General features: G+C 57.9%; 22 protein-coding genes. 3 read left to right on the forward strand and 19 right to left on the reverse strand.

All coding sequences use genetic code 11. From position 1 onward, the window contains the following. Window positions 1-7: 7 nt before the first annotated feature. The 3 genes from ACFPB1_RS01865 to ACFPB1_RS01875 all read right to left on the reverse strand — a co-directional run bounded on the left by ACFPB1_RS01865 (window position 8) and on the right by ACFPB1_RS01875 (window position 2,799). Window positions 8-883: a carbohydrate ABC transporter permease gene (locus tag ACFPB1_RS01865; protein WP_379221263.1), complete on the reverse strand. Its 876-nt coding sequence runs from the start codon at window positions 881-883 to the stop codon at window positions 8-10. A 243-nt stretch (window positions 884-1,126) separates the two neighbouring features. Further along, on the reverse strand, window positions 1,127-1,921 hold the full coding sequence (locus tag ACFPB1_RS01870; RefSeq protein WP_379221265.1) for a helix-turn-helix domain-containing protein: 795 nt from the start codon (window positions 1,919-1,921) through the stop codon (window positions 1,127-1,129). A gap of 293 nt (window positions 1,922-2,214) precedes the next feature. Beyond that, window positions 2,215-2,799 carry a hypothetical protein gene (locus ACFPB1_RS01875; protein WP_379221267.1) on the reverse strand — a complete coding sequence of 195 codons (585 nt, stop codon included), beginning with the start codon at window positions 2,797-2,799 and terminating at the stop codon, window positions 2,215-2,217. Window positions 2,800-3,284: 485 nt separating this feature from the next. Here ACFPB1_RS01875 and ACFPB1_RS01880 point away from each other — a divergent pair, with 485 nt between their 5' ends. Both ACFPB1_RS01880 and ACFPB1_RS01885 read left to right on the forward strand, forming a co-directional pair. After that, window positions 3,285-3,767 carry a helix-turn-helix domain-containing protein gene (locus ACFPB1_RS01880; protein ID WP_379221269.1) on the forward strand — a complete coding sequence of 161 codons (483 nt, stop codon included), beginning with the start codon at window positions 3,285-3,287 and terminating at the stop codon, window positions 3,765-3,767. A 238-nt stretch (window positions 3,768-4,005) separates the two neighbouring features. After that, window positions 4,006-4,905, forward strand: coding sequence for an SDR family oxidoreductase (locus ACFPB1_RS01885; protein WP_379221681.1), 900 nt, complete (start codon window positions 4,006-4,008; stop codon window positions 4,903-4,905). A 198-nt stretch (window positions 4,906-5,103) separates the two neighbouring features. Here the strand turns inward: ACFPB1_RS01885 and ACFPB1_RS01890 are convergent, their stop codons facing one another. The 8 genes from ACFPB1_RS01890 to ACFPB1_RS01925 all read right to left on the reverse strand — a co-directional run bounded on the left by ACFPB1_RS01890 (window position 5,104) and on the right by ACFPB1_RS01925 (window position 13,359). Next, complete coding sequence (locus ACFPB1_RS01890) at window positions 5,104-5,952, reverse strand: MurR/RpiR family transcriptional regulator (protein WP_379221271.1); 849 nt, start codon at window positions 5,950-5,952, stop codon at window positions 5,104-5,106. A 79-nt stretch (window positions 5,953-6,031) separates the two neighbouring features. Then, window positions 6,032-7,156, reverse strand: a complete 1,125-nt coding sequence (locus tag ACFPB1_RS01895; RefSeq protein WP_379221273.1) for a serine hydrolase domain-containing protein — start codon at window positions 7,154-7,156, stop codon at window positions 6,032-6,034. Window positions 7,157-7,324: 168 nt separating this feature from the next. Continuing rightward, the gene (locus ACFPB1_RS01900; protein ID WP_379221275.1) at window positions 7,325-8,035 is read right to left on the reverse strand and encodes a PIG-L deacetylase family protein; all 711 of its coding nucleotides are present in this window, start codon (window positions 8,033-8,035) and stop codon (window positions 7,325-7,327) included. Window positions 8,036-8,081: 46 nt separating this feature from the next. Continuing rightward, the gene (locus tag ACFPB1_RS01905; protein ID WP_379221277.1) at window positions 8,082-8,954 is read right to left on the reverse strand and encodes a carbohydrate ABC transporter permease; all 873 of its coding nucleotides are present in this window, start codon (window positions 8,952-8,954) and stop codon (window positions 8,082-8,084) included. After that, on the reverse strand, window positions 8,954-9,850 hold the full coding sequence (locus tag ACFPB1_RS01910) for a carbohydrate ABC transporter permease (protein WP_379221279.1): 897 nt from the start codon (window positions 9,848-9,850) through the stop codon (window positions 8,954-8,956). The genes ACFPB1_RS01905 and ACFPB1_RS01910 overlap by 1 nt, the downstream gene beginning before the upstream one ends. A gap of 78 nt (window positions 9,851-9,928) precedes the next feature. Next, window positions 9,929-11,263 carry an ABC transporter substrate-binding protein gene (locus ACFPB1_RS01915; protein ID WP_379221281.1) on the reverse strand — a complete coding sequence of 445 codons (1,335 nt, stop codon included), beginning with the start codon at window positions 11,261-11,263 and terminating at the stop codon, window positions 9,929-9,931. Between the two features lie 27 nt (window positions 11,264-11,290). Further along, window positions 11,291-12,244, reverse strand: coding sequence for a GNAT family N-acetyltransferase (locus tag ACFPB1_RS01920; RefSeq protein WP_379221284.1), 954 nt, complete (start codon window positions 12,242-12,244; stop codon window positions 11,291-11,293). 26 nt (window positions 12,245-12,270) lie between these two features. Then, window positions 12,271-13,359, reverse strand: a complete 1,089-nt coding sequence (locus ACFPB1_RS01925) for a DUF1343 domain-containing protein (protein WP_379221286.1) — start codon at window positions 13,357-13,359, stop codon at window positions 12,271-12,273. Between the two features lie 456 nt (window positions 13,360-13,815). Between ACFPB1_RS01925 and murQ the strand changes: the two genes are divergently transcribed. After that, window positions 13,816-14,751 (forward strand): N-acetylmuramic acid 6-phosphate etherase, encoded by a 936-nt coding sequence (murQ, locus tag ACFPB1_RS01930; protein WP_379221288.1) that lies wholly within the window; start codon window positions 13,816-13,818, stop codon window positions 14,749-14,751. 462 nt (window positions 14,752-15,213) lie between these two features. On the opposite strand, the gene ACFPB1_RS01935 is transcribed toward murQ, so the two are convergent. From ACFPB1_RS01935 to ACFPB1_RS01970, 8 genes are all read right to left on the reverse strand, one after another. After that, on the reverse strand, window positions 15,214-15,957 hold the full coding sequence (locus ACFPB1_RS01935; protein ID WP_379221290.1) for a sulfite exporter TauE/SafE family protein: 744 nt from the start codon (window positions 15,955-15,957) through the stop codon (window positions 15,214-15,216). Between the two features lie 5 nt (window positions 15,958-15,962). Continuing rightward, on the reverse strand, window positions 15,963-16,790 hold the full coding sequence (locus ACFPB1_RS01940) for a phosphoenolpyruvate hydrolase family protein (protein ID WP_379221292.1): 828 nt from the start codon (window positions 16,788-16,790) through the stop codon (window positions 15,963-15,965). A 16-nt stretch (window positions 16,791-16,806) separates the two neighbouring features. Continuing rightward, window positions 16,807-17,169, reverse strand: a complete 363-nt coding sequence (locus tag ACFPB1_RS01945; protein ID WP_379221294.1) for a cupin domain-containing protein — start codon at window positions 17,167-17,169, stop codon at window positions 16,807-16,809. A 50-nt stretch (window positions 17,170-17,219) separates the two neighbouring features. Next, window positions 17,220-18,764 carry an extracellular solute-binding protein gene (locus ACFPB1_RS01950; protein ID WP_379221296.1) on the reverse strand — a complete coding sequence of 515 codons (1,545 nt, stop codon included), beginning with the start codon at window positions 18,762-18,764 and terminating at the stop codon, window positions 17,220-17,222. A 70-nt stretch (window positions 18,765-18,834) separates the two neighbouring features. Continuing rightward, window positions 18,835-19,716 carry a carbohydrate ABC transporter permease gene (locus ACFPB1_RS01955; protein ID WP_379221298.1) on the reverse strand — a complete coding sequence of 294 codons (882 nt, stop codon included), beginning with the start codon at window positions 19,714-19,716 and terminating at the stop codon, window positions 18,835-18,837. A 27-nt stretch (window positions 19,717-19,743) separates the two neighbouring features. Continuing rightward, complete coding sequence (locus ACFPB1_RS01960; RefSeq protein ID WP_379221300.1) at window positions 19,744-20,706, reverse strand: ABC transporter permease; 963 nt, start codon at window positions 20,704-20,706, stop codon at window positions 19,744-19,746. Between the two features lie 5 nt (window positions 20,707-20,711). Continuing rightward, a complete protein-coding gene (locus ACFPB1_RS01965; RefSeq protein ID WP_379221302.1) occupies window positions 20,712-21,491 on the reverse strand; it encodes a sugar phosphate isomerase/epimerase family protein in 780 nt (259 codons plus the stop codon). Beyond that, window positions 21,488-22,483 (reverse strand): Gfo/Idh/MocA family protein, encoded by a 996-nt coding sequence (locus ACFPB1_RS01970; RefSeq protein ID WP_379221304.1) that lies wholly within the window; start codon window positions 22,481-22,483, stop codon window positions 21,488-21,490. Before ACFPB1_RS01970 ends, ACFPB1_RS01965 begins: the two co-directional genes overlap by 4 nt. Between the last annotated feature and the right edge of the window lie 3 nt (window positions 22,484-22,486).

The raw sequence follows: 22,486 nt of genomic DNA on the forward strand, positions 1-22,486 counted from the left end.
GTATCGTCTATCTTTCTCCTCCGTAGAACACCCAGCGGGCGGAACTTCTGAAGACGAGCAGCGTCACGGCCATGATGAGCAGGAATAAGATCCAGGCCATGGCCGAGGCAAGTCCCATGTGGAAGTAAGAGAAGGCGTTCTTGTAGAGATACAGCGAATAGAACAAGGTAGAGTCGTTTGGGCCACCGGATGTAATAATATACGCCTGCGTGAAATACTGAAACGATCCGATCAGACCCATGATCAGATTGAAGAAGATGACCGGGCTTATCATCGGCAGCGTGATATAGACGATCTTATGCCACCAGACGGCTCCGTCGATTTGCGCCGATTCGTACATCTCCTGCGGGATATCCTGCAGGCCGGCCAGATAGATGATCATCGAGCCGCCGACGCCCCAGAGCCCCATCACGATCAGGGCGGGCTTGGACCATGCCGGATCGACCAGCCATCCCGGGCCGGCAATGCCGACGGCGTTCAGCATGCTGTTGACCAGCCCGAACTGCGGATCGAACAGCCACAGCCATAAGATGGAGGACGCCACGACGGGAACGATGCTGGGCAAATAAAAGATCGTTCTGTAGACGGCCATGCCTTTGATCTTGATGTTCAGCAGCAGCGCCAAGGCGACACCGAACACGATGCCGAGCGGAACCGCGAATACGGTGTAGTAGATCGTGTTGCCGATCGATTTCCAAAACAGTACGTCTTTGACCAATTGCGTGAAATTGCTGGCGCCCACCCACACGGGCGAGCTTACCGCATCGTAATTCGTGAAGCTGTAATACAAGGACAGGACAAACGGAATCAAGGAGAACACGGCAAACCCGATCAACCACGGCGAAACGAAGAACAGGCCGTTCCTGAGATTTTTTTTCGCCATGCGGCTCATCTTGTCGGAGGTTGTACGAAGTTGCGCCTCGTCTCCAATCGCGGTCCTTGCGCTCGTCAAGCGATCACCTCCCGGAAGCTAGCATTAAAGCGGTTACATGACGGCATATGAGACATTCATAACCACATCGATCGGCCTCCTTCTTTCATGTATTTGGCTGACATGGCTATTTTACCCACATTGGGTTGACGGGTATTTATAAATAAACGGACACTCTTTGTAAAAAAGCACACTTTAATCCGGGTTACCGGCTTTATGGTCTCGCCGCCATAAGGACGGCGATGCGCCCGTCTCCTTCTGAAACCAGGCGGAGAAAGCGTGGATGCCGGGAAATCCGACCTGCTGGGCGATTTGCTGAATCGGTTTATCCGTCAATTGAAGCATGGTTTTGGCTTCCGACATGCGGTATTGCTGCAGATATTGCTTTGGCGACAAGCCATGGGCCTTTTTGAAAGCGGCGCGCAATCCGCTCTCGGACATATTCATCATCCGCGCCAGCTCGGATATCCGAATGTCCTTGTCGATGTTGGAGCGTATATACGCGGAGACGGTATCGAGCGTGACCCGGTTATCCTGGTGATCGATGCAGTCCAATAAAAATAACAAAAACAGCTGAACCCACGTTCGAACGAATTGGTTAAACAGCTTCGTCGCCCGCAAGGACGAGATATGGATCCATATGCTGAACAGTTTCTCGTACCGTTCCAGCGCATAGTACGCCAGGGGAACCATGCATAGTTGTTCTTCGTTGGTGATTTGATGAAAGAGCTGCCGAAGCTCCAAGGTCAACGGGTCCACTTGCAACACGGCGATGCGAATCGGGGTATTGGAGCTGAAATCATGCGGCACCTCGGGGTTAATCAGAATGGCGTCTCCCTGCCGAAAGGATAAATACCGGTCTTCCGTACACACCGTCCCGCAGCCCAGCATCACGACGGCGATTTCAAAATGAGGATGCTTATGCATCCCCATTTTCCATCCGGACGGGTAATTATCGATCGCGGTGTAAAGCGACGGCATCTCGTTCATCATTTTCCTCCTCTTTTGCATCATTTTGTCATCGATCTCGAGTCGATCGCATCCTCTCGCCAAATCAGTCCAGAAATGCCTGCACGCAACCTTATTCCTTTTCGCGCTTTTTTTGCCCGAACCCCCTTCGCGTGCACGCTCATTACCAGCGCGCATAGCAAAAAGTCGTGTTAGGCTCGCTCGCAACAAGCCTTACACGACGTTCGCTTGGGGTCACAATAAAAAAGAGGCTGCCGGTTGGCAGCCTCAATGCAGCGTATCCGTGCACGCTTCGCTATGCAGCGGAGCGCAGATTACATCGGTTGAATAGGATCGCCCTTCAAGATGTCTTCCACTTCTTGGTAGCCATCCGGGTAGGCAAAGTTATATCGTGCCGGAAGCGCAAATACGTATTTATCGTTGCGCGTGAGTTCGCTTGGACCCATAGGCGCCGCACCGATGAAGAACTTCTCCTGCTGGAGCGCGTTCCATTGCGCGATCGTAAAGACATAAATCGGGATGTCCTGTCTAGGCTTGTCAGCTGTCCATTCGGGATGGCGGATGCCGATCGACGCGCCGCTTTCGATAGCTTTGCCGTCTGCCGGATCTTGACCGGTCCATTTGCCCGTTACGATCGTGTACCCTTTCCAACTAGCTGGCAGCGTGAAACGGAAACCATATTCGCTATTCTCATAAACGGTTTGATTGGCTGGGTCCACTGGATTCGCTTGTTCAACGGCGGCTGGTGCCGCTTGCTTCGCTTGATTCGTTTGTGCCACGACCGGTGCGGTTGGTTTCGCATGATTCGCTTTGTTTGCGGATACCACGGCCGGTACGGATATGGCAACGGCAGCTACCAGCAGCAGCAGCGCGGCGGCTCCTTTGTTTTTCTTTTTCATATTTAGTTCCTCCTCAACGTGTTTCGCTATTATTTAAACGGATGATTGGCGGCAAATTGTTACGAGACGATCGACGATGGGTTCAACGCATAGATGTTCACCTCTTATTTGTATTGGAGACAAGCGGCGTCTGCTTGCAACCTCATCTTACCCAGAACCGACTCGCAAGGAATGTCAGAACCGTAACGAAACCGTTACAAACTGGTAACGATTAGAAGGAAGGATTCACTTGAAAATAAAAACTCCTGACTCTGCAGGCAGGGGATTCTAACGAAGCTCGAGATCATTTGACGTTGACATGCCGATCAGGCAGAATTATGGTTATCATCGCACGATGCCGCTTGAAATGGAGTTGCTTCCGAAACGAATGAAGAAGAAGACAGATGAAGATGCGCTTTTAGATGAATCGCTTGATGCAGAAACGACGCGCTTGGCCCGTCTGATCCACGAGGCGCCCAGCTTACGTCGTTCGCGCTGACCTGGCTATGACCAAAGCTATATCGAGACTCGTGGAGTGTCTCTCGAATCCCGTTGAAGCCAAATTGCTTGCTCCGCTTGCGGTGGATGAAATTTTGATACGAGTCCTGCTCAGCCCTGTTGGCATTCACGTCGCTGAGATGTGTTCTGCCGACTCAAGCATGCAGCGAATTGTGAAGTCGATAATGTGGCTTCACGACAACTTCTCTCACCCAGTGAAGATTCAGGACTTGGCCAAGCTGGTACATATGAGCGAATCCTCGTTTCACGAACATTTTAAGGCAGTCACTTCATTGAGCCCGCTGCACTACCAAAAAGCGCTGCGCCTCCATGAAGCGAGGCGTCTAATGGTATCCAGCTCTATGGCTGTCAATACGGCTTGTCAGTTGGTCGGGTATGTTAGCACTTCTCAGTTCAGCAGAGATTACAGCCGCTTTTTCGGCAGCCCGCCCAAGAGAGATGTCGCTAAATTACGTCAACAGAAGGTTTAAGAGCTCCAGTCTCCGTATCGGATGTTCCCGCATACCAGATTCATCTTTGACAGCCAGGGATCAGCGTTTATTCCGGAGGATTAGGCAATAAGCGGCGAGAAACTGGCATTAACCCGAGCGATACGCGAATTATAATGAGGTTGTCTTGAGGCGCCGGCGATGCCAATCTTTATCTTTTTCACGCGGTATCGGTTGCTTCAAGCCATTCACTTATCGGGTATTCAAGGAGGATTTCATGATGCGTATTTTTGTCACGGGAGCGACGGGCTTCGTTGGTACGGCCGTCGTCAGCGAACTCATCGAAGCCGGACACCAGGTAGTCGGCCTTGCTCGCTCAGACAAGGCTGCCGCGTCGTTGACGGCAGTCGGGGCTTCGGTGCATGACGGTTCCCTCGACGACCTCGACAGTCTGTATAAGGGCGCTGCCACGGCAGACGGCGTGATTCACGTAGGCTTCAAGACCGACTTCGCGGATTTCTCCGACGCCGTCGCAGCCGATCTGCGCGCCGTCAACACGTTTGGAGCAGCGCTTGAGTACTCCAATAAGCCATTTGTGTTCACCACTGGAACCTTAGTGGTCGCATGGTCGCACATGTCGGTGATTCTCGGAACGGAAGAGATCGAGGTCGACTCCAATGTACCGCGAGGCGCAGCGGAGAACGCAGCCATCGCACTAGCGGACCGGGGGATACGATCATCGGTCGTTCGTCTCGCGCCGACCGTGCACGGTCCCGGCGATCATGGCTTCATTACCATGTTGATCGACATTGCTCGTAAGAAAGGCTTCTCTGCCTACGTCGGTGACGGGACTAACCGCTGGCCGGCTGTCCATCGTCTCGATGCGGCGCGATTGTATCGGCTCGCAGCCGAATCAGGAACGGCTGGCTCAAGGCTGCACGCTGTCAGCGAAGAGGGGATTCCATTCCGTGACATCGCCAGCGCAATTGGCCGCAACCTAAACTTGCCCGTGGTTAGCATTTCCCCTGAAGAGGCGCAAGCCCATTTCGGATTTCTCGGCCCCTTTACGTTTACCGACAACCCTATGTCGAACACGCTGACCCGGAAACGCTTGGGATGGCAACCCGTGCAGCCTGCATTAATTCCGGACATCGAACAGGGGCATTATTTTACCAACTGAACCGCAAGCTAGATCTACTGCATAAGCGGTCGAGGAATCAACAGGGCCGATAATTTATCGATAATAATTCAAAACGGTTATTGCTACTTTAGCCGGAATCGCGCATCGACGGCAGCGCTCGCAGACGCAAAAAAACCATTCGTTCATCCGAATGGTTTTTACGTTTTCTATGGCTGAGCGCCCGTTGCCTACAGACGATCAGCTCTTCCCCTTCAAGATCTGAACAGCCTCCCGGCTCAGCTCCAGATACGACACGGACTGTTCGTAATCTCTGCTGGCCATGCCGAGATAGAGGATATCGATCACGTTCAGCTGCGTAATCCGGGAGGATGTCGCGCCGACGCGAATCTCGTTCTCCGTCGACGTCATGTAGAGCGGAATATCCGCTAGCGCGCTGACCGGCGTGCTGCCGTACTTGGTGATGCTGATCGTGGCGGCCCCTTTCTCCCGCGCGAGCTTCAGGCTGGAGATGACGTTCTGCGTCTCGCCCGAGTAGGAGATCCCCACCGCCGCGTCGCGCGAAGTCATCGTCGCCGCCGAGCTCAGCTGCAGATGCGTGTCGGTGAAGGCGAAGCTGGTCTTGTTGATCCGCATGAACTTGTGCTGCGCATCCTGCGCGACGAGATTGGACGCCCCTACTCCGTAGAAGAAGATCCGCTCCGCCCGGTAGAGCACGTCGATGGCTTTCGTGATCATCGCTACGTCTAGAATCTTGAGCGTATCCCGGATTGACTGAATGTTGTTGTTCGAGACGTGCTGGACGATCGAAGCGATCGAATCCTGCGGCTGAATCTCTTGATAGCCGGATCCTCCCCCTTCCTGCAGATCGCCCGCCACCTTCAGCATTAACTCCTGATAGCCTTTAAACCCCATCGACTTGCACAGGCGAATGACAGCCGCCTGACTGCCGCCGCTCTGATCGGCCAACTGGGCGACGGACATCCCGATCATCTGCCGGGGATTCTCCAGTATGAATTGGGCTACCTTCCGCTCGGAAGGCGTCAACTGGGCTAGCACTTCTCTAAGCCTGACAAGGCCACCGTTCATCGCTTCAAACCTCCGCGCTAATCCGAATCCGTACTCGTGTTCGCTTCCAGATTGGAATGAATATCAAGCCTATTATACGTTAAATTGTCAAATCTTCCAAACTAGCCGCGACGGCATTATGAAAGCAAGCACGCAACCGCGCGACGGACTTGTCCCGCCCGAGATGCACGCGGTTCGTCAGCAGCGCGACGGTTAATCCGGCTTCCGGATCGATGTACAGACTCGTGCCGGTGAACCCGGTATGCCCGTAGCTTCGCTCGGACAGCAAATCGCCGGACGCGTCCCACTTATCCCCCTTCAGCACCCAGCCGAGTCCGCGCGTCCCGCCGGCGGCGGATGCCGTCTGGTTCCGCGCGGCGAGCCGTACGGCGGAGCGGGACAGCAGCCGCTTCCCTTCCCATTCGCCTTCGTTCAGCCACATCGCAGCGTACCGGATTAGATCCCTTGCCGTAGCGAACAAACCCGCGTGTCCGCTGACCCCGCCCATCGCCCCGGCGTTCTCGTCGTGGACGATCCCCCATCGCGGCTCCGGCTCATACGCGTAATGCTCGGTAGGCGCGATCCGCGGACGATCCTCGGGCAGTGGCCGGTAACCGCTGTCGAGCATCCCGAGCGGTTCGAAGATGCGTTTGGCGGCCGCCTCTTCGAGCGGCATTCCCAGCAAGTCCGAGATCAATCGGCCGAGCAGGATGAAGCCCAAGTCGCTGTAGACGACCTGCGTTCCGGGTTCATATTCCAGGTCCAGCCCGGCAACGAAGCTCAGCATCTGCTCGCGCGTCCAGCCGTGGGTGTGCAGGTCGACGAAGGGCGCCAGCCCCGACGTATGGGTCAGCAGATGCCGGATGGTGACGGAGGACTTGGTGCCGCCTTCCCCGTCGAACGCAGGAATGAATCGTCCAACCGCATCATCCAGCCGTAGGCGGCCTTCGTCCAAGAGCTGGAGCACGAGCGGCAGCGTGACGACGATCTTCGTGAGCGAAGCGCAGTCGTACCGCGTATCCGTACGGACACGGAACTTCGCAGCCCCTGTCAGTCCGGCGTCTCCCGCGGCGTACTCGAGCAGCTGTCCCTTCCGGCCGATGGCTGCGACGCCGCCCGGAATCTCGCCGTCCGCGACCGCTTGATCCAGCTGTGCCATCGCGCAGCCGACGAGCCTCGTGTTAAGCCCCATCTGACGGGCTTGTTCGAACCATTCTTCGTTCATCGTCAAGTTCCCCCTCCCATTCGAATCGCCATGTAGTAGTATCCCCCCGATGAATAGCGATCGGCCGATCCCCTATCGGCAAGACCGGCAAACGCTCCCGTTAGAGCTGCCTGTCCGACTAGAGGGATCGGCCGTCGCGATCATGATGAACCCGAACCGATACTGCCTTTACATGAACATCTGCAGGCGTTGATGCACTCCGCCCGGAGCGACCGCATAAGCCTGCGCGCGCTTAAAGCCGTTGACCGCCCCCCGCACGACCGTCAGTGCTTTGTAATACTCGATGTACGGGAAGCCGTACGTCTCGCCCCGCGCGAATGCGTAACAGTTCAAGCCTCTGACCCATTTCTCGTAAGCTTCCTCCGGAATATCGATGAATACCTCCGGATTGTAGTCGTACATATCTTCCCAGTTCTCCGAGTAGTAGACGCGCTTGACGCCGTGATACGGCAATTCGCGCTCAAACCCCGGGATCGCCGCGTAGAATCGCGCATCCTTCGTAATGAAGTGCGTATTCTCGTGGTCCTTGTGCATGCTCTGCGACCAGTGGGTGATGAGGATATCGGGCTTCAGCTCGCGGATGACGTCGGCGACCTGGAACTTGACCTCTTCGTTCAGCGGAAGCTCGCCGTCCTTGTAGTCGAAGAAGCGGACGTCCGCGCCGATGATGTGCGCGAATTGATGCGCTTCCTCGATTTTCTGCTTGGCATACTCCGCCGGCGACAGGCGCGGATGGCCCTTCTCGCCCGGCGTCAAATGGAGCATCGTCACTTTGTGGCCTTCCATGACGTACTTCGCGAGCGTGGCGCCCGCCGTCAGGTCTTGATCTCCCGCATGCGCGCTGATGGCCAGAATATGCTGTTTTTGATTGTCGCTCATTGAATATCTCTCCCTTAGTAGATAGATTTAGATGGCGTAGCCGCCGTTACTTCAGACCAGTGTTCATCATTCCGCGGACATAGTACTTCTGCAGGAAGACGAAGAGCAGCAGAATCGGAATCGTCGCGATCACGAGTCCGGCCATGACCAGCGGCTGGGTCAGCGTCGGATCGATCGCGGACTTCAGCATCTGGATGCCGACGGGCAGCGTCGCCAGATCCGAGTTGACCGAGTTCATGAGCAGCGCCCAGATGAATTCGTTCCACGAGTTGATGAACTCGAAGATCGCGAGCGTGGCGAGCGCCGGCGCGGTCATCGGCAGCACGATCTGAACGAAGATGCGCAGCTCCTTGGCGCCGTCGATCCGGGCTGCTTCCAGATAGGCGTCTTCGATCGAGAGCATGAACTGGCGCATCAGGAAGATGCCGAAGCCGCTGACCGAGAAGGGTACGATAAGCCCAAGCATGCTGGCCGCGAGTCCGCCCACCCCGCCCTGGCCGAGGATGTCGTTGCCGCCGGCAAGCGGGAAGTGGACGGAGATAAAGTAGTTCGGAATGAAAAACAAAAACGCAGGGAACATCATGGTCGACAGGATGAAGCGGAAGACGAGCTGCTTGCCCGGGAAGCGGAGCTTCGCCAGCACATACCCGGCCATCGAGCTCGTGATCAGCACGATCAGCGTGATGGCGACCGAGCGGATCACGCTATTCTTGAACAGGAGCGCCAGCTGAAGCTCCTCGACCGCCATCCGGTAATTCGCGAAGATAAACTGTTTCGGCAGCAGCGTGTAATTCAAGAGCGCGTATTCGGATGCGCTCTTAAAGGAAGAGAAGATCATGTCCAAGAACGGAAAGACCATGATGACGCTGCCGGCGATAATGATGGCATAGAAGAACCAGGGAGCGCGATTGGATCTCATCAGTAGCTCTCCACCCCTCCCTTGCGAAAAATCAGAAGCTGCGCCATCGTAATGATAAAAATGACGAAGAACAATAGGATCGCCATGGCGCTCGCGACGCCCCAATTGCCGAAGCTGAACGCCTGATTGTACATCTCGAGCGCTCCGACGTTGGTGGAGTTGCCCGGTCCGCCGCTCTTGGCCATGACCATCGTCAAGGTGAACGACTGCAGGCCGCCGATGAAGGACGTGATGAGCACGAACAGGATCGTCGGCTTCAGCAGCGGGAACGTTATCTTCGTATACTGGCTGAAGTGTCCGGCCCCTTCGAGCGCCGCCGCTTCGTAGTAATCGTGCGGAATGCCCTTCAGCCCCGCGCTGAGGAGCAGCACCGCGCTGCCGATGCCCATCCAGCCGCCGACCGCGGTGATGGACAGGAGCGCATGATCCGGATCGTCCAGGAAGTTCACCGATCGGAAGCCAAGAGATGTTAAGATGCCGTTGATCAATCCGTTCGTCGGGTTGTACATGTAGTACCAGACGTTCCCGATGGCGACGACGGTCGTGACGGCCGGCATGAAGAACAGCGTCCTCCATAAGCCCTCAAACCGCATGCGCGAGATGAGGTACGAGATGATGAGCGCCGCGATGAAGGAGATCGCCACTCCGCCGAACGCGAACACGAACGTATTGGTCATAATCGGGTGCAGGAAGCTCGACTGCGGCGAGAAGATGGTACGGTAGTTCTTCAGACCGACCCACTTCATCGAGGCAAAGTCGAATCCGCCCCAGTCCGTAAAGCTGATCAATACGGAAAAGACGACCGGAATCATGAGGAAAATCATATAGAACAGCAGAACGGGCGACAGAAATGAATAAGCTAGCAGCGTCTCTCTTTTGAATATGAATCGTCTCATGGCCCACCTCCTTGCTGCTTCGAGTCAGAAGAGCTGCCGGGGCCGCCTCTATCGTCAGCCCCGCCGCTCCCGGAAACCTTAATTCCCGCCCAGCTTGGCGTTGATCTGGGCGTGCGCGCCGTTCAGCGCGTCGTCCATGGAGAGCTGATCGGTCCACATGCTCTCGATCTGCTTGTACAGGATGTCCTGCACTTCCGTGCCGGCCGAAGGACTCTGTTCATCCAGCGCGTTGTTCAGCGCGTCGGCGAAGAGCTTCGCGCTCGGATTCGACGTGAGCTTCTCCTGCACCTTGGCGGACGAGAGGTCCGTCTTACGGGACGGAATGACGTTGAATGCGTCGAGCAGGAACTGGCCTTCCGGCGTCATGCCGCTATCGTCGGCTTGGGCGTTCATCCACTGCAGGAACTTCCAGGCTTCTTCCTGATGCTTCGACTTGCTGTTGACGCCATAAGCCCACGTGTACGCCAGCGTGCCGCCCGGGTCGCCGTCCGGCGTCGGCATCGGTGCTTCGCCCACATCGGCGTAAGCATCCTTCATCAGCGTCCTCAGCGATCCATCCCACCAGCCGGCACCGATCGTCATGCCGACCTGGCCCGCGCCGAAGCCTTTGGTCGTGTTGAATGCGATGTCGGTGATGCCGTTCTTGCCGTATACCTTGCTGTAGAACTCCATCGTCTTGCGGCCCGCGTCGCTGTCCAGGTTGGACTTGGTCAAGTCCTCGCTCAGCAGTCCGCCGCCCGCGGAAGCCATCATCGCCATGAACGGCTGGTCGACCAGCCCCGCATACCCGCGTTGGAATCCGAAGCCTTGCACGAGCACCTTGCCGCTGGCGTCTTTCTTCTCGATCTTCTTGCTCATCTCGAGCAGCTCGTCCCATGTCTTAGGCGGCGCGTCGTAGCCGGCTTCCTTCAGCAGCTTCTTGTTGTAGAACAGGCCGTATGCCTGCACCTCGGTCGGATAGCCGAACACTTTGCCGTTCAGGGATGCGCCCTTGACCGCGGCTTCCGGGTAGTTCTGCGCGACGTCGTCCGCGACGGTCTGCGGCGCTTCGGCGAGCACGTTGTTCTTGGCCAGCTGGCCGCCCCAGAGCGTATAGACGTGCATGATGTCCGCAACCTGACCCGCCGACTGCTTGGTCATGATCGTCTTGAGCAGCTCGCCGAAGTCGACCGGGGTCATCTTGACTTGGATGTCGGGATTCTCGCTGTTCCATTTGTCGATATACGGCTTGAGCGCTTCTTCGTTGGCGCCGTTGTAGTGCGACAGGAGCGTCAGCGTCACCTTCTCGCCCGACCCGGACGATCCGGACGACCCGGAGCTTCCTCCTTCATCCTTGTTCCCGCCGCATGCGGCCGTGGTTCCGGCCAGCGCCACCATCAGCGATCCGCTCAGTACCCTTTTCCACATCTTCATCTTTCGCGCCTCCCCAAGACAATTGGTTTATATGGATTTGCACACGATATCGAAGCTTCGTGTGATCGTGAAGCCGGTCTTCAGATACAGCTGACCCGCCGGGCTCTGTTCCCCGGTCCATAGAAACCATGCGCCATGCATGCCTTGGGCGCGCATGAGCCGGAGGCATTCGTATAATAGAATCTTCCCGATCCCCTTGCCGCGCTGGCTGGGATCGACGCCGAACGGGCCGAACCGCTCCCGGACGCCCTCGTAACCGCCGTGCAGGCAGAAGCCGACGAGCGTCCCCTTATGCCTCGCGACCAAGATCTGAGACAGCTGGAGCCGTTGGGTCAAGCCTTCCCGGATGGCGCGGCCCCAATCGGGGTTGAACGCGTCCGTCGCGAATCGAATCACCTCGTACAGATCGCGGTCCGTCGCCTGCGAGAACGTATAGCCTTCGCCGATCCGCTGTTCGGTCAATTGACGAACGGCATCCGGGATCTCGAAGCCGACGAGCGAATAATCCATGGCGACGGACGTATACTGGCGTTCGAAGCCTTGTTTGTCCAGCCAGGCGGCGGCCTCCGGGTAAGCCTGCTTGTCCACGCCGGGCACGACATAGTTGGGTGCATACGCGGAGAAGAACATCTTGTCCCTGTTATTGGCGCGCAAAAAAGCGGTGGCGTCCTCCAGGAGACGCGTCGCGACGCCCTGTCTGCGGTAGGCCGGATCGACGAAGAAAAACGGTACCCAGCCCCGATCCCTCTCCAGCTCCGTGCCATGCATCGGCAGCAAGCGCCGGATGGCGTAGAAGCAGCCGATTAGCTCACCGTCCACGCTTGCGATGCGCATCCCTTGCGGATCGAAATTGGCGTCGAGCAGGACGAGATTGCGGAACCGAAGGTCGGTTATCGGATCCTTGGTCAAGCAGCGGTTCCACAGCTTCACGATCGCCGCTTCATCGCCAGGCATGTAGTGATGGTAGTGAACGGTTGTCATGGGATCACCTCTTGAATGGTTATTAGTTAGTCGTAGAGCAGGCTGGCTTGCCGAACGTTCTTCCAGTCGATGCTGTCTGCGCGCCAGTCGGCCAGGATCGCGTCCAGCTCGCCTTCTCGGTGAAGCGTCTTGCGGACCCGGTCGCTGCCGCTCAGGACGTCGATGAACCAGCCGGACTCCGCTTCCGCAGGCTTGACCCATGCGAATTCGTCCGGATGGCGGCGCATGATGCGTTCGATCAGACGGAGTCCGGTCGCCGCCGCTTCGTACGCGTCTGTGTCCGTCACGAACGTCATGACGCCGTTGCAGAGCTCGCCCCGATGCTTGGAGATGACCGGCGTGAACGTGACGGGGTGGAATACGACGCCGGGGAGGCCCATGGCGTTCATCTCGGCGCATAGCTCGCGGTGTCGCAGCCACGGCGCTCCGATCATCTCGAACGGCTTCGTCGTGCCGCGCCCTTCGGATAGATTCGTTCCTTCAAACAGACAGTTGCCCGTGTAGACGCGGACGGTATCCATCGTGGGCATGTTGGGAGAAGGAAGAATCCAGGGAAGGCCGGTGTCGGTGTAGGTCATGTTTCGCTTCCAGCCCTCGAGCCGGACGACCTGAAGCGCGCACGGCTTCTCCATCTGGCTGCGGACTAAGGTCGCGAATTCGCCGATCGTCAGCCCCGTGCTGAAGGGGATGCGCCACGCGCCTACCATCGAGTAGAAGCCCTCTTGCAGGTAGCCGCCTTCCGCTCCGAAGCCGCCCAGCGGATTCGGACGGTCGAGCACGATCACCTCGACGCCGTGCTCCGCGCAAGCCTGCATGACGTAGACCAGCGTGGAGAGGTAGGTGTAGAATCGGACGCCCAGGTCTTGGATGTCGAAGACGATCGCATCCAGCCCTTCGAGCATCTCGGCCGTAGGGGCGCGGTGCTTGCCGTACAGGCTGTGAACGGTGAGACCCGTCTCGAGGTCTACTTCTTCTTCGAACTTGACGCCGGCTTGCCGGTCGCCCCGAATCCCGTGCTCGCATCCGAACAGCGCCTTAAGCTCGGCCCCCGGCAGCGATGCGCATAGCTCGATCGTGGAGCGATAGTTCGAATCGATGCCGGTCGGGTTCGTCAATAGCCCGAACTTCTTGCCTTGTAGGAGCTGCCCCGACATCCTTGTCAGATTATCTGCCCCAGTATGCACAATAGTTGACATATACTTCACCTCACAAGCGGAATATCAAATCTTGTGTTATGTTTTCTCTTATGTTACGTCAGAAACTTAATTTCATCAACCTATTTTTTTGTGAAATTTTTTATCACGCTTCTACATTCAAAACGCCAAGATTCCCCTTGCGCGACCCCATAACCACCGATTTTCGACTCCCTCCAGCCCTCTTTCGCTATTTGAAAGCGCTGCCTTCATCCCCATTATAGAGTTTTGAAATAATATATCAATACTTTAAATTAAATATAATTTTTTATTTTACAAATTGGACTTTTCTGTATATACTTGGCTCTGAAAGTCACCATCAGCCTTTGGGAGCGTAAGGTCGACTGCGACGAATACACCGAGCAATGGAGGCTTCCTATGAACAAGCAAATGAGCACCCTCACGACAGAACAACAAAATGCCAGAACGCGGAATATCGACCACTATTCCATCGAGGAGCTGCTTCGGTTAATCAACGAAGAGGACCGCGGCGTCGCCGACATCGTCGGGGCCGCGATCCCCGCGATCTCCGCGGCCGTCGCTCTGATCGTCGAAGCGTTTCGCAAGCAGGGCCGCCTCTTCTACTTCGGAGCGGGAACGAGCGGCAGGCTGGGCATTCTGGACGCTTCCGAATGTCCGCCGACCTATGGGACGGATCCATCGATGGTGCAAGGCTTCATCGCAGGCGGCGATGCGGCCATCCGGGAAGCGGTAGAAGGCGCGGAAGACAGCTGCGAGCTGGGCGCACAGGATGTGACGGATAACCGCATCCAGCTGAACGATATCGTCGTAGGCATCGCGGCCAGCGGCAGAACACCATATGTGCTCGGCGCGATGGCGCGAGCACGGGAGATTGGCGCGAAGGTGATCGGAATCAGCAATAATGCGAGCAGTCCCATGCGCGACGTCGCGCACGTGATGATCGAGGCGGTAGTCGGCCCCGAGGTTATCCTGGGCTCCACGCGCATGAAGGCGGGTACGGCGCAGAAGCTGATTCTCAATATGCTGACGACCGCTTCCATGGTGAAGATCGGCAAGGTCTATGACAACCTGATGGTCGATCTGAAGCCATCGAACGTCAAGCTCGTTGATCGGGCGAAGCGGATCATACAGTTGGCTACGCAAGCCCCGGATGCGGAAGTGGAGGCCGCCTATGCTTCCGCGGGCGGGCATGTGAAGACCGCGATCGTCATGATTCAGGCGGGAGTGGGCAAGCATGAAGCCCGACGGCTGCTGGAACGGGCGGACGACTTCGTCGGCGGCGCGATCGACCTCGCAGAACGAGACGGAGGATCAGCCTGCATGTGCGAATAGACGGGAGCGTTCTTCTTGGCCGGCGAACATTTCGGTGATATGGGTGAAAGTGGAGTCACAATGACGAGGTGCGAGGCGGTTATTCGTTTGAAAGGTTGATCTTGCATATGGGATTGCTATATTTTCATACGTGCATAACAAGAGCGCCTCCTTGACGTGTCGACAAACCCATCGTCCAGAGGCGCTCTCTTCTTTACGGAGATGCCGGCGATTCGCCGGCCGGCTCTCCACCTATGATCTTTTCGTATTTCACGACGGCAATTGGCTATTTTATCCAGTGTTAGGATCTGTTCTTCTATTGGCTTAAAGCCATTCAAAGAACTTTGTACGGTCTGCACACAGTCAAACGCGCGAAGAGGCCGCGGGTTATCCCGCGGACTCTTCGTCTCCGTCAACTAGACTTGGTAGGCGATGGGTGCAATGATCGTCATCTTGAATGGCAACGTACAAGAGTGGAAGACGCTATAACACCAGCAGCAGCGCGCCGACCGCGCCGATCAGGAGAATGGCGTTCTGGAAGACGGCCTGGGGCAGGCGCGGGATGGCCCTCGCCCCGGCCAGCGTGCCGAGCGCGATCACCGGGACGGTCCATGCGTTGATCGCCAAGGAACGCGTCGTAATCATGCCGAGCTGGACGAAGAACGGCACCTTGATCAGATTGACCGCCAGGTAGAACCAGGCCCCCGTCCCGACGATGACCTCCTTCGGCAGCTTCTTGCCGAACAGATAGATCGACATGACGACGCCCGATACGTTGCCGACCATCGTCGCGAATCCGGCCAATACCCCCATCGAGGTGGTGAATCCCTTGTTCTGGGGGACGTACCGCTCGAACGCGGCACCCGCGCGGTCCTTGAGCAGCTGGAAGGCGATCAGGACGAGCAGCATGATGCCCAGAACCCGGCGGATCGCGGTATCGTTCGCGTAGAACAGCAGCGCGTAGCCGCAGCCGATGCCGAGCAGCGCCCATGGGATGAGCGCGATCAGATGCCTCCAGACGACATGGCGGCGGTAAAGCAGGACGGCTGCCACGTCGGCCGCGATCAGCATCGGCAGCAGCGTGCCCACGGCCTCCTTGGCGGGAAAAACCTGCGACATCAGCATCGCGTTGAAGATGCCCAGCGTGGCAATGCCGGTTTTGGCGAAGCCGCAGCACAGCGCGGCCGCGAGCACGATCAGTATCTGCAGTACGGTCAGCCCGGTCATCGTCCTTAAGAACCGATCCGCTTGAACTTGCGGACCTGCTCGGTGATCGCAATCTCCGTCGGAAGCCGCTCCACGCTTGAAGCGCCGAAGAAGCCCGCGACGTTCTTGGTACGGCTCAGCACGTAAGCCGCATCCTCCGGCTCGGAGATCGGGCCGCCGTGGCAGATGACGATGATGTCGGGATTGACGGCTTTGCCCGCATCGCAGATCCGCTGGACGACGTCCACGGATTCGTCAAGCGTGAGCGCCGTGGCAGCGCCAATGCTGCCCTTGGTCGTCAGCCCGACATGGGCGACCAGCACATCCGCGCCCGCGGCTGCCATCTTCCGCGCCTCCTCCTCGTTAAATACATACGGCGTCGTCAGCAGGTCCAGCTCGTGCGCCGTGCGGATCATCTCCACCTCGAGATCGTAGCCCATGCCCGTCTCCTCGAGATTTTGCCGGAACACCCCGTCACAGAGGCCGACGGTGGGGAAATTTTGCACGCCCGCGAAGCCCATTTCCTTGAGCTGCTTCAGATAGACGTCCATGACGCGGAACGGGTCCGTCCCGCATACGCCAGCGAGAACGGGCGTGTTCTTGACGATCGGCAGCACCTCCGCCGCCATCTCGACGACGATCTGGTTGGCGTCGCCGTACGGCATCAGACCGGCGAGCGAACCTCGGCCCGCCATCCGGTAACGGCCGGAATTATAAATAATGATCAGATCGACGCCGCCCGCTTCCGCGCACTTCGCGGAGAGGCCCGTGCCCGCGCCGGCTCCGACGAGCGTCGCGCCGTCCGCCAGCTGAGCCCTCAGCCGGCGGAGCGCTTCTGTTCTGGATATCGCCATGGTCTGCTCTCCTTTGTTATTCGCCGATCGTCTGCCGGTCCGGCGAGGAATACGCGATAATCATCCGGCAGGGCTCCCAGCTCGTCACTCTGGCATTGTGCGGTACGCCGCGGGGAATCCGCAGCATCATGCCGGGCTTCAGGCGGAACGACTCGTCTCCGAGCGTATGATCGCATTCGCCGGAGAGGACGAAGATGACTTCCTCGCAGTTCGGATGATAGTGCCGGGTGTTCTCTTTGCCCGCCTCGATGTACACCATGCCGAAGGTCATCTCCGCTTCGGGATCGATATCCTTGCCGCACAGCCACTGGATCTTGCCCCAGCCCATATCGAGCACCCTATGTGCCTCGTTCTCGTGAAGGTTCGTAATGGTCGCCATCTTGGTTCTCCTTTGCATGTTGGATTGTCTGTCCGAATTCGATTGGGCGCTTACTTGTTCTGCGCCAGTCTCGCCTGATACGCTTCGTTGATTTCTTTGGTGATCTGCACATAGGTCGGGTCCTTCTGAATCGCGCCAATCAAGTTGTCCCAGTCCTCAATCGTTGCCTTGCCCATGATGACCTGGGTCTTCATGTCGCTCATCTTCTTGGTGTAGTCCGCGCCCATCTTGATGTCCGTCTGCGAGACCAGGCCGATCGCCACATCCGGCTTCGCCACCTTGGCGCGCTCGTCGATGACCTGCTTGTTGCGCTCGAACACTTCTTTCGTCATGCCGGGTGCAAACGCATACATATACGGGTCGTAATGCATGAAGATTTTGCCGAATGCGCCTACGCCCACGCTGTCTTCCACCGATTTCTCCGTGGACACTTTGATTCCGTTCTCTTCATTGTAATGCACGCCCTTGATACCGTACAGCGCCAGCGTTCCGCCTTCCTCGGACGCGCCGTAATCGAGCAGGGAGAGAATCTTCTTGACCTTCTCCTCGGGAACCTTCTTCGGAATGGCCAGCACGCCGATATACCCCCGGTACTCCGGTACGTACGCGCCGTTCTTGCCCTCGAGGGACGAGAGCGGAAGCCAATCCACCTTCGAATCGCGCTTCCATTGATCGTACGTCCATCGCCACTGCGCCTCGATCGTCTCGGCCGTCGTTCCGGCGCTGCCGTTCGACGCGAGATCCCAGAACTGGCTGTCCTTCATGACCGAGTAATCCGGGGGCACGAGTCCTTCCTTGTACAGCTTCTGCTTGAACAGGATCGACTCTCGCATGCCCGGATCGAAGTTGACGTCGATCAGCTTGCCGCCGACATCCTTCCAGCGCCCGTTCGAATCGGTAAACACGCCGTCGAGGATGTCGCTTCCCCGCATCGTATACCCGTACGTCGGCGATTTGCCTTCCGGCATTTTCTCCTTGAACGCCTTCAGCACCTCGTACAGATCGTCCACCGTCTTCGGTACCTGCAGCCCGAGCTTGTCGAGCCAGTCCTTGCGCATGTTGAGGAAGACGAACCCGTTCAGCGGGCGGGCCACCGGAATGACATAGTTCTTCGCGTCAATCTTCGTGTTCTCCCACACCGACTTCGGATAGTCCATCAGGTTGGAGTAGCCGCTCAGGAACGGCGTGAGATCCCAGAACGCGCCTTGCTTGACCATCTGCTGGAACAGCGGATTGGTCACGTCGTCGAGCTTCAGCAGATCGGGCAGATCGCCCGAGCTCAGCACCACGTTCAGCCGGTCGACGTAATCCGAGGCATTCGCCGCCGATACCCAAGTAATAGCAAGCTTCGTATTCGTATTCTTCTCGAATTCCTTCAGAACCGGATTGTCCGCGGACGGAGGCTGCGCGATCGTGAAGTCCGACATGATCTTGATCGTCGTTGGTGCCTCCTGCTTGCCTCCGCCGTTATCGGCGCCTTTCCCCGCCGTATTTCCGCTATTCGATCCGCCGTTCGAGCATGCCGCGAGTATGGAGCCGAGCAGCAGGACCATCAGCAGCGCGACCGATACGCTTAACCGGGCATTCGTTGTCATGTTCGCCTAACCCCTCCCAGACTTTCGAATGGATGACGTCTCATCTCCTTCGTCTGACTGCACAGGATGATCAGCCCTTGACCGAGCCGAGCATGACTCCCTTCGTAAAATGCTTCTGCAGAAACGGATAGACGCACAGAATCGGCAAGGTCGAGATGACGACGGCCGCCATCTTGATCGTCTGCGTCGGGATCTGCTGATCCGCCACCATCTCGACCGCGGTCGCGCCGCCCGTCGAGGTCGAGGAATCGACCAGCATGTTGCGCAGCACGATCTGCAGCGGCACCTTGGCATAATCGTTGATGTAGAGCACGGCATTGAAGAACGTGTTCCAGTAGCCCACCGCGTAAAACAAGCCGAAGGCGGCGAGCGCCGGTGCCGACAGCGGCAGGACGATCCGGAAGAAAGTCCCGATATCGGTGCTGCCGTCGATCATCGCGGCCTCTTCCAGCTCGACCGGAATGTTGTCGAAGAAGCTCTTCATCAGAATGACGTACCAGCCGCTCGTCAGAACCGGGACGATAAGCGACCATACGCTGTTGATCAGGCCGAGCTCCCGTACGACGAGATAGGGAGGAATGAAGCCCGGATTGAACAGCAGCGTCAGGACGATCGCCACCAGGATGAACTGCCTGCCGCGCAGCCGCTTCCGCGACAGCCCGAAGGCGATCGCCGAGGTGACGATCAGGCTTAGCGCCGTACCGGCCGTCGCCAAAAAGGCACTGACGCCGGCGGCGTTCAGGAAGGCGGACGTGGAGAACAGGTACCTGTACGCCGCGAGCGACCACTCGGCCGGGAAGAGGATGAAGCCGTTCCGCTCCGAATATTCATGCGGGTCCGTGAACGATACGACGAATACGTAGTACAGCGGAAACAAGGTGATCAGTCCGATCACGCCAAGCACGAGATAGTTGCAAACCGTAAAGATGCGGGCTCCCGCGCTTTCTTTCATACAGCGCCTCCTTTCTTCGGCCGGCGGTCAATAGACCCCTTCCTCGCCGAACTTCTTGGCAATCTTATTCGCCAGAACCACCAGCGTAAGGCCGATCACGGACTTGAACAGCCCGACGGCGGTGCTGTAACTGAACTGGCCGTTCTGAATCCCGTTGCGGTAGACGTACGTCTCGAAGACGTCGGCCACGTCCGCGACCACGCCGTTCATCATCAGGAACACCTGCTCGAAGCCGACGTCCATGATGCTGCCCAGCCGTAAGATCAGCAGAACGATGATGACGTTGCGAATCGCCGGCAGCGTAATATGCCAGGTCTGCCGCATCCGGCCCGCTCCGTCAATCTTGGCCGCCTCGTATTGCTGCGGATCGACGGCGGATATGGCCGCGAGAATGATGATCGTGCCCCATCCGGTCTCTTTCCAGATGTTCTGCAGCGTGAGCAGCACCCAGAACAGGTTCTTGTTCGTGAGAAAATCGATCGGGCGGAATCCAGCCCATTGCAGCATCATGTTGACGATGCCGGACGACTGCGACAGCAGCAAGAACGTAATTCCCGCGATGATGACCCACGACAGGAAGTGAGGCATGTAGACGATCGACTGAATGGTCCGCTTGAAGGCCCGCTGCGTAACCTCATTCAGCAGCAGCGACAGCAGGATCGGCAGCGGGAAGAAGAAGACCAAATTCATCAGGCTGATCATCATCGTGTTGCGGAACAGCAGCGCGAAGTCCGGATTCGAGAAGAAGCGCGCGAAATGTTCGAAGCCGACCCACTCGCTCTGCATCATGCCCAGGTAAGGCGAGTAATCCTGGAACGCGATGAGGACGCCCCACATCGGGATGTACTTGAAGACAATGAAGAACAGGACGCCGGGTAATATGAGCAGATACAAATATTTGTCGCGCCGGATATCGAGCCACAGCCGCCTGCTTCTCGCCCGGCTGCCCGGAAGCGCGGTCCGCATCATCTTGGCGGTCTCAGCGTTCATGCCCACTACCTCCCGATCGCACGGTCATGACGCGCTTCCAAGCCATCTCTCATAAAGGCCAGACATGTCCGCATTCCTTCCAGGATGCCGCCTCCGCTCTCTTCGTCGGCGGACACCCATCCGCTGTAGCGAATGTCGCCGATCGCCTTGAAGATGGGCGCGAAATCGATGGCGCCCTGGCCAAGCACCCGCCACTCGCCGGCGTCGAAGTCCTTCAGGTGGAAGTTGTCGATGAACGGCGCGAACGATGTAATGACCTCGGCCGCATCCGTAATGCCCGACTTCACTAGATGGGCGGTATCGACCGTCAGGCCGACCTCGCGCTCCTTGATGCGCTCGTAGAATACGTCGAAGTCCTCGCGGTACATGACCGGCTGATCGTAATGATGATGCAGCGACAGGGCAATCCCCCGCTGTCTCGCCGCCTTGCCGAGCTCCGAGAGAATGTCCGCGTAGCGCCGGATATCAGCGGCCGTCACGCTATTGCGGGGGACGCCGTGGCAGTACACGATCGTACCGGCGCCGATCCGCTCGGCGAAAGCAATCAGCTTCTCGAGCTGGCCCCGGCCGTCCCCGCCCAGCGTCCCGCCGGTGATCAGCGCCGAGCCGGCGCCGGGCAGCGATCCCCACTTCTCTAAGAATCGCTCCGGCTCGGCCATGTAGGACGCGTACTGCCCGTGCTTCAGCTGCAAGCCGTCGTAGCCGACGGACCGGTAGCGGTTGAACAGCAGGTCGCGATCGTCATCGGTTGCGGTCGGACGGGAGAACGCGTACTTGATGCTCATACGAGCACACCGCGATCCAGCGTGATCGTCCGCCGCTGCTGAGCCGAACGGTAAGCGGCATCCAGAATCGCCACCGTCTTCAGATTGTCCCGCGCGCTGTTCGGCGCTTCGATCCCCGTCTCAAGCGAGGTCAGCAGATGATTCAAGCCTTCGTACGTCGCGGTTTCGCGGGAGACGTCGTTGCTCCATGCCGTCTCCGGCGCCTGCTGCCCCGTGCGATACAGCTCGACGGAACGGTGGCCGCAGGCCAGCGTACCGGTCTCGCCGATGACGATCATCTCCGTGCGGGGATACGGGGACGAGAAGCTCTGCACATAAGTGGCGAACGCGCCGTTCTCGAATGCGACCTGCACGGTGGCATCCGTCTCGCCTGCGCATTCGATGGCCGAGGACGAGCTCATCAGGCTGGTCACCGCTACCGCTTCCGAGCCGAGAATCTGGCGGAACCCGTCGAACCAGTGGATGCCCATGACCGATAGCGCATGCCGCTCGCACCGCAGCCGCCAGCCGGCGTCCTGACGGAAGAACAGATTGTTGAATAGGATCTGCGTCACCCCGCCGATCCGTCCTTCGGCGACGATGCCCTTCACGACGTCGAAGGTGAAATGCCGGCGGAAGTTCTGATTGACCGAGACTGGCACGTTCAAAGCAGCAGCCTTCTCGGTAATGTCGACCGCGTCCTGCAGCGTATCGGAGAACGGCTTCTCGACGAAGAGCGGCAGGCCGGCTTCCAGCAGCGGAAACACCACTTGGGTGCGGATGGACGTCGGCGTGGCCACGATGGCGGCATCGACGCCGCTTTCCCGGATGAAATCATTTAGATTGGAAAACCGCAGCGGAATGTTATACTGGTCCGCTTTGCGCGTCATCGCCTCCGCATTCGGATCGCAGATCGCCGCCACTTCGATTCGCTCGGGGTGCTCCTTATACCCTTCCAGATGAAGCTCGGTCACGCCGCCCGCGCCGATAAGACCTACTTTGTACTTCTTCATGAT

It is taken from the genome of Paenibacillus sp. GCM10023250, from assembly GCF_042653205.1.
Lineage (GTDB): Bacteria > Bacillota > Bacilli > Paenibacillales > Paenibacillaceae > Paenibacillus_Z.